General features: G+C 56.3%; 3 protein-coding genes. 1 reads left to right on the top strand and 2 read right to left on the bottom strand.

What is annotated here, in order from left to right; genetic code table 11:
* A partial coding sequence (locus ABX962_RS19510) for a tetratricopeptide repeat protein (RefSeq protein ID WP_372721702.1) occupies positions 1–823 on the top strand: 823 nt, incomplete at its 5' end.
* Positions 824–1,386: 563 nt separating this feature from the next.
* Here ABX962_RS19510 and ABX962_RS19505 read toward each other — a convergent pair.
* Together ABX962_RS19505 and ABX962_RS19500 are read right to left on the bottom strand one after the other, a co-directional pair.
* On the bottom strand, positions 1,387–7,269 hold the full coding sequence (locus ABX962_RS19505; protein ID WP_372721701.1) for a protein kinase: 5,883 nt from the start codon (positions 7,267–7,269) through the stop codon (positions 1,387–1,389).
* An 8-nt stretch (positions 7,270–7,277) separates the two neighbouring features.
* On the bottom strand, positions 7,278–10,430 hold a 3,153-nt coding region (locus ABX962_RS19500; RefSeq protein WP_372721700.1), incomplete at its 5' end, for a hypothetical protein.

Below are 10,430 nucleotides of genomic sequence, written 5' to 3'. Positions count from 1 at the left end.
GTCCTGGAGCGAGATTCGGCAATCTCCGGTCGCGTGGATCTCACTGCTGTTTCGCAAAACGGCAATGGTTGTCAATCATTTCGAAGTCCCAGATGTCGAAAGCCTGTTTATTCACCAACAGTATTCGGTGGTGCTAAAGCTGTTTTCGTTTTGGCAGTTCGGTCTACTCACGCCATTGGCTGCAATCGGAATCGTGATGACTCGTAACCGCTGGAAAGAGCTGACGCTACTGTACGCATTGATTGCCGTCATGGTCGTCGCGATCGTTGGCTTCTTTATTCTCGGTCGCTACCGATTTCCGCTGGTCCCACTATTGATCCCGTTTGCTGCCGCGGGCGTGACGCTATTCATCGATGCGGTTTCCCGACGCCAATGGCGGCCATTGAGGATGCCGCTTGGCGTCGCGATCCTGGTTGCAATCGTCAGCTATCTACCGATACACGCCGAGAATCATTTAAACGCTTCGTCGCTGATGAATGTCGCCGTTGCCGCAGGCCAACAGGGTGACTTGGGGGCGGCAATTAAGTTGCTCGAACAATCCAATCAGATGCAGCCTGATATTGCTGAAACAAACTACAACCTGGGCTTCGCCTACAAGCAAATCGGTCAGTTGCAGCCTGCGATTAAGCACCTCGTCAAAGCGGTGCAGTTGGAACCCGATTTAATGACCGCAAACTTTCATTTGGCGGAATGTCTCGAGCAGATCGGACGCTTTGAGGAAGCCAAGTTGTTTTATACGAACATCTTGACCGTGGATTCAAAACACGCCGGTGCGGTTCGAGCACTCGAGCGTCTCGACCGAGTCGTGCCGCCGGAACCATAGCGGTTGTCGCTGGATGCGAGTCGATCCAGCGACCATCTCCTAGGCCCCACAGTTCTACGTTCCGGGTGGATATCGCATCGAGAGCGCTATTACATTGAACTCGCTATCGCATCGAACGGGTGAAGACCCCGTTACTCTGCTCGATCAACCGTAGGTTCAGGACTCGATCCCCGGCGCGGCCGCATCCTCGTCCATTTCATTGTCATAGGCTTCCATCTCGGCCTCGATTGCCTCCGCGGACCTCTCTTGTTGCTCAACAACGCCGGTCCTGTTCTCACTCTCTCTCCGCAACCGGTCAACGCAAGCGGTATTGTCGGATGACCGAAGGTGGTCAGGATTGACATAAAAACGCCCCCGGGGGTAGGGCGAAACAGACGCAACATTCGTCGGGTCGTGTTCACCCCGTAATCGGGCAAATGACGACCGAAGCGACGACGGCACCGTGTTGCGATGCGACCGTGTCGAGATTTGACCGTGCTGAGATACGACGGGGGTTTTAGCAATCAGCCGCTGGTTTGAGCGTCGCGAACACCAGCGGGAAACCGCAAACGATTTGTTGGTTCTTACTGCGATGTGATATCGGCGGGCCAAAGAATCACGGTGCCATCGCGGCTGGCGGTCAACAGCAGCTCACCGCTGACGGTCACATCGACCGCCGTCACGCTCGAAGTATGCTGTTCCAGCAGCAGCACTTCGCGGGCCTGGAATGCGTCCTGCGGTTTCAGAGTTGATTCGCCCGAAACATCGTTCCATTGCTCGATCCGCGGATCCCACACGCGAGCGGTTTGGTCTGCACTTGCAGTAAAGACACGCATCGCCTGCGAGGCGTCTTGAAGGATCGCGATATCCTCGATTCGCTGGGAATGACCTCGCAATTCGATCGGCTCGCCGACGGTTTCTCCCTGCTCGGGAATCTGCCACAAATAGCCGACCGATTCCGTGCTGCCGACCGCGATCCAACGTCCGTCGCGTGACGAGGTGACGCACACAAAACCACCCGCATCCGCTTTTTGGAATACGATCACGTCAGAGGGCGATTCGATTTGCCACCGTTTTGCCACACCACCTGTTCCGCATGCCAACACCGAGGAACCGTCCGGTGAGAACGCCACCGACCGCACCGCAGCAGCAAACAGAAATTCATTGACGGCGGTGATACTTTTTACGTCCGGATCCCATTGCCACAATCGGACCTTTCCATCATCGCCGCCGGACACCAACCGGTAGTCAGGATTTCCGTCAATCGATTGCGGTGCAAATTCGACCGATCGAACCGGCCCATCATGCGCGACTTCGAGTTTCCCGAGAGGCTGCAGCGTTTCGGCGTCCCAGATTTTTATCGAGCGGCTTCCTGTCACGATATACTTTCCGTCACTCGAAAAGCTCGACTGCACGACGGCGGCATTGGCGCGGAAGCTTCGCAGATGGGTCCCCTTCGCTTTGTCCCATAAAAAAGCACCATCGCCGTTAAGACTGACAAACTGGTCTTTGTCGATTGGTTTTACGATCGCCGTGGCCCCTAATTCAGCCGGCAGTTCCATTGAAGCACTCTGCTTTGCCGAATCGAGATCCTCACCTATCGACCAACTGTCGACACGCGTCGCTTGATTGGATCCCGAAACGATCGCCACCATCGCGGAATTGCCTTCCGCGGAAAACTCTGCAGACACAATCCGCTGGGCACCGCCCGCACGCCCCACGACGTCGCCCGCTCCCTCAAATCCGTCCCTGGGCCCCCGCCGAAGCATACTTTGTTGCAATTCGCGTCCCTGCCGAGTCCGCAGATTCCAGAGATGGACCGACGTTTTCAATTGGTCCGAAGTGGAACGTTCGCACAGTGTCAATGCAAACATTGCATCGGGTGACATTGAAACCGAAGTGACGTAGCCATCGTGATTCATCTTCGCCGTACGCGTTCTCGAACCGAGGTCGATCAGCGAAAGCTGTTCATCATCCGCTGCGACAAGGATCTGATTTCCATCGGGTAGAAAACAAGCGGCGTTGATGCGATTGCCATACAGTGTGTCGATGGGTTCCCCGATGATGTTGCCGGTTCGCATGTCCCACAAGAACCCGCGTCCAGCTCGATCTCCGGTGAATAAACGCGTTTCGTCATCAGAGATAGCAAAAGCGGTAATGGCTTCTTTGTGTTGTTTTAGTGGAAACATCTCGGTCGGCATCGGACGTCCCGATGGGTTGACACGATACAGCCACCCCCTTTGCTCGGACGAACTCGATCCGGTCAACAAATAACGCCCTGTTTTGGATAACGCAAACGATTGATTCAGCCCCGTACCAAACAACTCGCCTAATTCAGTGCCGTGGTCGAGGTCCCAGATCCGTAGGATCGCATCCGCCCCACCGACGTACAGACGCCGCCGCTTCGGATCCAACGCCAACGACATCACAATGGACGTGGTTCCTTCGCGAAGCGTGCCATCGCCTTTGTCGCGATCCTCGGTCACCACACTGCCAATCTCTTCGAGCGCCAACGTGTCGGCATCAATCCGCAATACCTTGGCGGTTCGGTCGCGGCTGGATGTGACTAATCGATGGCCATCGGGGCTGAAGCGTGCGGACCAAATTTCGTCTTTGTGAGCTTGCCGCAACGATAATCCCGAGGCAGCAGCGACTGCCCCCTGGGGCGTGGTGGTATTGACCGAGGCCAATTGAGTCGTCGCGGCCGCTCCGACATAAGTACTTGGATTCCAAGTCCGCACAGAACGATCCATCGATGCGGACAGCACATGGTCCGTGTCATCACCGACGAAGGATGCCGACGTGACCCAACCGCCATGCCCCCGCAACGTGGTATCAAGTTGGCGAGCCTGCGTTTTCCACAGCTTGATCGTGTAGTCGTCCGCCGCGGTAAGGATGTTGTTTCCATCGGCGGAAAATTCGATCGCTCGCACCGCGTCTTCGTGCGCCATCGGTTTGACGTGCGCCAATGGCTCTACGGGCAACCGCTCTACGGGCGATGGCGGGTTCTGATTGATCGCCCCCTTTGGGATCGCAAGCTCTCGTTGGCCCAACGCAGGGTCACTCAAGGAAACGGAGCTGATCGGCGAGCGAGGTTTCGATTTCGCTGTGTCAGCGGTTTGAGGATCGGTTTGGGTAACCGATTCGATCGCGGATGAAACCGCCGCGTTATAGTCGATCGGCTCGATTGCCGAAGGACGCCAAATCAACACATGGCCGCGATCATCCCCCGAGGCGGCGAGTTCACCATCACGCGACAACGCGATCGCGGAGACGGGCCGCTCATGCGTATCAAAAACGCCGCGTCGTTCCACATTCCAGCGATCCGCGGCTCTCGATAACTGCCATAGCACGATCCTGCCTGCCGAAGCGTCTGACGCAGCGGTGGCAATCAACCATCCATCCTCCGACGACAGCCCAGCGACGTCCAACTGCAACACTGACGCGATGTGCCAACAATCTGCCACTTCGGTTTGTTTGTCCAGATCCCAAACTCGCGCGGTGCGATCCAGGGAAGCCGACACCAGTAATGTATCGCCCGCGAACTTTAAATCGGATACCGCACGCGTGTGTCCTCGCAGGATGCCAGACAGACGCTGAAGCGATCCGTCCCAAAGCTCAATGTCGCCCGTTGCGGTCCCCAGTGCGATTCGAGTCCCGTCACCAGAGATCGCGGCGGCGACGGCGTTGGATCCGCTGCTTCGCCCGGAAACGTGCGAAATGATCGATCCGTGGTCATTCAGTGTCATACGCTCGATTTCGCCATCCGCCATCACGGCGATGGCGGACCGACCGTTGCGATCCGTCGCTAAATCAACCACGGGTGAGGCCGTTTCGAGCGCCGATTCCGACTGAGCGACTTGACGCATCAGCCAGCGATATTCCCAAGCCAACGGACGACTTGGGGCGTCCATTCGTTGCTGCGTCTGGTCGGCGATGCTTTTTAATGTTTCGCGGGCTTTATCGAAATTGTTACGATCGATGCGTGCTTTCGCTAACCCGATACTCGAAATATAGCCTTCGTATTCGGCAATGCGTTGTTGTTTTCGAGCTTCGTCACGTGCCGCCAAAGCATCATTCTCGCTATCGCGCGCCGCCTGCTCTGCCACTCTCGCCGCAGCCAGTGCCTTCTCGGTCGCGGCCTTCGCCGCGATAGCCTCCCTTTCGCGTTCTTCCGCGATCCCTTTCTGTTCTTTTGCAACCTCCGCCAATCGTGTCGCTTGGTCTTTTCTTTCAATAGCCAGCTGCGTTTGCTGTTGCAAGTTTTGATTCGACGTCAGCAGCAAATCGTTCGCAGTCTTGGCGGCTTCGGTTTGTTTCATCGCGATTGCAGTCGCATCTTCGGCAATCTGTCGCTTTTGGTTGATCAACCAAGTCGCAACGGTGCCTCCGATCAAGATGAACGCCAGCATTGCGATCGCGAGCAAGCGAAGCATTCGAAGACGGCGATTGCGATGTGCACGCTGTGAAAGTCCCTGTCGGAGTTGCTCGATCAGCGGTAAGTGATCGGCATTTTCGGGATCGAGGACTTGCAGTCCGGTGTCGTAGTCTTCGTTCTGTAAAGCAATTTCGGCGCAGTGTCGTTTTGCCTTGCCAAGACCTTCGATGGCACGTTGGTTGCCACTCCACAGCGACAATGCTTCCTCGTACCCGTAGATCGCGCGAGAAAAATCAGCGTACAGCTGCGACGTCATTCCATTTTGGAAATCCGAATGGGCCTGTGTCGTTAACGCGATGCTTTCGGCATGGCTGCGATAGTCGCGAATCGCTTGTTGAAACGAAGGCACGTCGTGATAGCGATGCGCCGGCTTGGTGGCCATCGCTTTGAGCGCGATATCCATCAATTCGCCCTGATGTTTTGCGGCGATGTCTCGAATCGTATTGTTGGCAACCGCCCTTAGACACTCCCTCACATTCGTGCCGTGATGCGGCGCCTCGCCCGTGATGATCATGAACAGCGTGGCACCAAGCAAATAAACATCGCTGCGGACCGTCACTTGCGAAATCGGGCCGGTCGCCATTTCGGGAGCCATGAATGCCGGAGTACCACCAAGCCCGGTAACCGGAAAAACCGATTCGTGTTTCTCGAACGCTTCGGTCGGCAACGCCAAACCCCAATCCATGACCATCACGACCCCAAAGTCGCCTAACATGATGTTCTCGGGCTTGATGTCGCGATGCACCACGCCACGTGTGTGGGCAAAACCCACCGCGTCGGCGACTTTCAGCAAGATCTCGAGGTTTTCATCGCGAGACTTTTCGCCAATCACCTTACTCCACGGCGTTCCGATCACCCGTTTCATCGCGTAGAACAGCGTGTCTTGCCCCATCACTGCGATATCGTGGATCGGGACAATGTTGGGGTGATCCAAGTCGCCTGTGACGACCGCTTCGGAAAGAAATTGTTGGCGTCGATTTTGCTCGACATCCGCCAACCGTCCGGATGATTCCAGTTTTTCGCGTTTTTCCCGGTCCAGAGGGCGAATGATTTTTACCGCGATCATCCGGTCAAGCGACTCTTGTTTGGCAACGTAGACATTCCCCATGCCCCCTTTGCCGAGCAGACGTACCAGTTGATAGTCCGATGGCCCCGAACCCGTGTCTTGTCCTTTGCTGACGTTGCGAGGAACGATCCGCAAGTTGGTTTCACGAAGCGATCGTTCGATCGCCGGAGCCAACTGGCTCGGCTCGTTTCGATGGGTTTCGGACTTCGCCAACGACTCCCATAACACCGCGTCTTGATCAGACAATTCACGTGGATTGATCGTCGCTCCGATCGCGCGGCTCGTCATGATCGATCGAGCGGCATCCTCGTCGGAACCCTTTGCCTTGACATCGGGACGAGGGATCGAACCGATCGCAACGGTGTGATCGGGAGGCTGCGAAGGATCCGACGCGGGGGGCGTCGGTTGCGGTTCGCTGCCACCTTCGCCCCCTTTGCCATCTTCGCCTATTTCAAGTGTTTGTTCTAAGTCCGCTGCGGAAAGCGTGCGATCCAAACCATCGGAACGCGTCTTTTGATTTGCCGCAGTCGAAGCCGTTCGCTCGTCCATGTCGATGGTTTGATCCATCGGCTCGGTGATCGCCGAGGGATCAACGCAGGGAAGCGTTTTCGAGGCGTCGGCTGCGGCGGTTTTATCGCCAGCGATTTCGGAGTCGCTAGGAACCATGATCGTCGCGTCTAAGTCGACATTCGTATCCGTATCCACGAGTGATTCCAGCGGATTTGGATTCGGGTTCGATAAGGTGGGATCGTCGACGTCAATCGTTTCGTCAATCGCGGACTCGCGTCGCGGTGGCTGATCGCCATCCGATTTGTCTTGGCCCGCAGCACTGTCTCGACTGGCAGCGTTCGTTTGATTGGGTGGGTTGTCCTGCGACGGATTGTGATCGGCTTGCCGTGGGGAATCCGGCGGTAGAGGGTCACCCGAGTCGGGATTTGGGGGAGAAGGAGGTTGCTTAGCCATAAGGTTATCTAGGATTGCGATCGTGCGAGGCGGGCGAATCGAGCGACTTTGGACAATCGGCCATCCGAAGCGGCAGCCTGCCCCGAGCGAGTCAATAAAAATTGATCGATCTCGTCGTAATCGACCGCGGTGTTTTTGACGGCAACGTCTTGATTCGCAGTGTCACGGTTTGCAGCGTCAAGGTTTGCAGTGCCTTCGTCCGTCGGGTCGGCCTGAATCCGAGGATCGGATGCCGACACGTCATCCCGGTCGTCCGAAGCCGCTTGATCGGCATCGCTCGCGGCGTCGCCCGCCTTCGAATTGGGCTGCGCTGGATCCGCCGACTCCTCGGGAATCACGTCCAATATTTTCAGCTTCAAATAACCGCCATCGAGTTCATCGCCCAGATCAATCGCTTCTCCATTCCGCACATCGGCTTGGATAATCGTTCGTTCATTGCCATCGCCCAACACATATTCGATCACATAGCGTCCATCCGGCAATTTGGAAAACAGACGTTTCAGATTGTCACCTTCCAAGATCGAATCTTGCAATCGTTTGGGTGGCGTCAAATCTTCGCCATCGGGGTCGGGTGAGATCACGCGGATTTGAAAATATTCATCCCGAATCACCGCGGATCCTCGCGACGCTTCGCTGGTCTGCACGCCGCTGTTGATTTGGTCGACGGTACTTTCAACCCGCACGAAAATCTCGAACGTCTCGGGTTCAGGAATAACGTTTCGCACCGGAAAAAAGGCGACAGGAATCGTCAGCGACGGGATGATAAACTGGGCTTGACCGTTGACATGCAACAACGTCGCGTTGTCCGCAACGGTGTTCTGGACGATCGTTTCGCCGAGATCGGGTCGCAGTGGATTGTCGTTGTCGGTGGCCGAAATCACGCCGCTTTCGACCTGCTCGATCGAACCGTCCGCTTGCGTGACCGAGTTGCCGGTCACGATGATCGATTCGTGGTGGCGGACCGAAAAACGCACCTCCAAAGGAGCGGTGGCCGAGGTTCGCCCGTTCAGCCGCGACTCGAGAATGTCTTCTTCGGTGTAAGCATGCTCAATCGGATGCAACTCGCCACCGGCAAGTCCATCGATTTGTTGATAGCGTTCAAATTCACCACCCCAATCGATGTTCAACGTCAACCCTTGCTCGCCGACATGACCGACGCCGATTGTCAATACACCGGCACCTCCGTTGCCTAACGCTTGTGACAACCGATTGGTAAAGACCGACGAGGTGTCGTAGAAGGCGGCGTCACTGGGATCCGAAATCGCCTGATCCGGATTTCCCCCGCCATTTGGATCAGTAGGCGTTAAGTCGGCTGGCAATACCGGTCGAGGCGAAAACACGCGAGCCACGCCGACATCGCCCCCGGTGCGAATTTCAATCTGTTCGCCGAATTCGATCGCTGCCCCATCCAACTGGACCGCCCCCAGACTGGAATTCGACGCAACCAAGCCGACGCCGTTGCCGATTCGCAAACGATCCCCCGCCTCATTTCCTGCGTCCAGACGAATTCGTCCATCGGTGCCGCCCGCGATCAGTTTAGCCGTGACGGCAAAAGGACCGTTTTGGTCTTCGGGGCGTACGTCATCGATGACAATCGAATCGGCAGCGGTGACGACGATTTCGCCATCAAACGTTTCTAACTCGATCAAACGCACGGAATCTTGTTCCGAAATTTGGATTGCCCCGCGGTCCATGACCATGGCTGAAAACTCGGCAACCCGCACGTCGATCGGATTGCCATCGCCAATCCCCGTTGCCGCCATAATCGTGACGCGTCCGAAATTGGCATCAATATCAAGATCCGTATCGCCGCCGTCCGAAACGGCACCCGCAAACGACTGAATTCGCACCGCGTTTTCGGTTGCGTTCGTCGTCACCAGCGAACCGAGCGTGATATCGTCCGCTGCATCCATCCGAATCGTTCCGTCGCCAGCATCGATCGTGGCGGTATCTCGCATGCGAATTTGCTCGCCAGCGGTGATGCGAACGTCACCTCCGCCCGTGGCGATAACACCGCTAATCAAAATAGCGAATTCCGTTGCGGTGCTCTGCAGATCGATGTCGCCTCCGCCGGAGCGGACGTGACGTACGTCGAGTCCGTTGGCTGAATCCACCAGCGTGATGTTGCCGTTTGCTTCCAGCGATTCAGCCACAGCGAAATCGTTTGCAGACGAACTCAGCTCGATCAAACCTAACGTGCCAATACTCAGCCCGTTTACTTGCAGTCGTGTTCCATCGGCTTGCGTTACATCACCTTGAACTAGACCGTTTTGACCGATCAACAGATTTCCATCGGGGCCATCGATGTTGCCAAGTGTCACCGACCCAGCATCGTCAATCATGACCGCATCGCCAATCACTGCAGTGGAAAACGCGAATGTGCCAAGACCAACGTCGCCGCCTCCGGCATGGATGGCAAGCATGTCGTCGATGGTCGCCGTGCCATCGACAACGACATCGCCGCTGGCTTGGATCGTCACACGATCGAGCGCCGCGTTGCTGAGACCAAGCGAGACATCGTTGTTGGTTTCGAGATAGATATTTTCCGCATCAATGACTTCGCCGATATCAATCGCATTGGACTGATTTTGCACCAGCAGATTGCCGGAAATTTCAATCGAACTGTTGCGTAACGAATCGGGGGTCGCATCGATGAATTGAAGATCGCTGAGCAACCGGCCCCCGCTAGCGTCGGTGTCGCCGAACATCAGTGTCGCGGTCGATTGTGTCCCCAGATCAAACCGCAGGTCCACATTGTCCGAGGCCGACGTGATCACTGCGTCCTTGAAATCGACACTACCTCCGCTGCCAATCAAGTCGACAGAGCCCAACAGGATTACACGTCCATCGACATCAAAGCGCCCCGTGCCAACATCGATCACCGAATCGGCATTGACGGTCCCGATCAACAAGTTACCCGTTAAAACCAAATGGTCGTCGGATAGTGAAACCGCAGACGAATCTTGATTCAGCGTGATCGATTCGGACTCAATGCGGTGCGTTGCCGTCGCGATCGGTCCGCGGTTGGTCAGCGTTAATTCGGTCGTATCACTTCCTTCGCCGTCGACCACGGTGACGTTGAGACTGCTCGGCAATTGGGCCGCAAACCGATCGTCACCACCACCTAGCCGAACCACAATCTGGCCCGAGGTGACCGCAGT

This window comes from Novipirellula sp., from assembly GCF_041583735.1.
In the GTDB taxonomy this organism is placed as follows: domain Bacteria; phylum Planctomycetota; class Planctomycetia; order Pirellulales; family Pirellulaceae; genus Novipirellula.
Note: the sequence above shows the minus strand (reverse complement) of the source record. Positions and strands in the feature narration are given on the sequence as shown.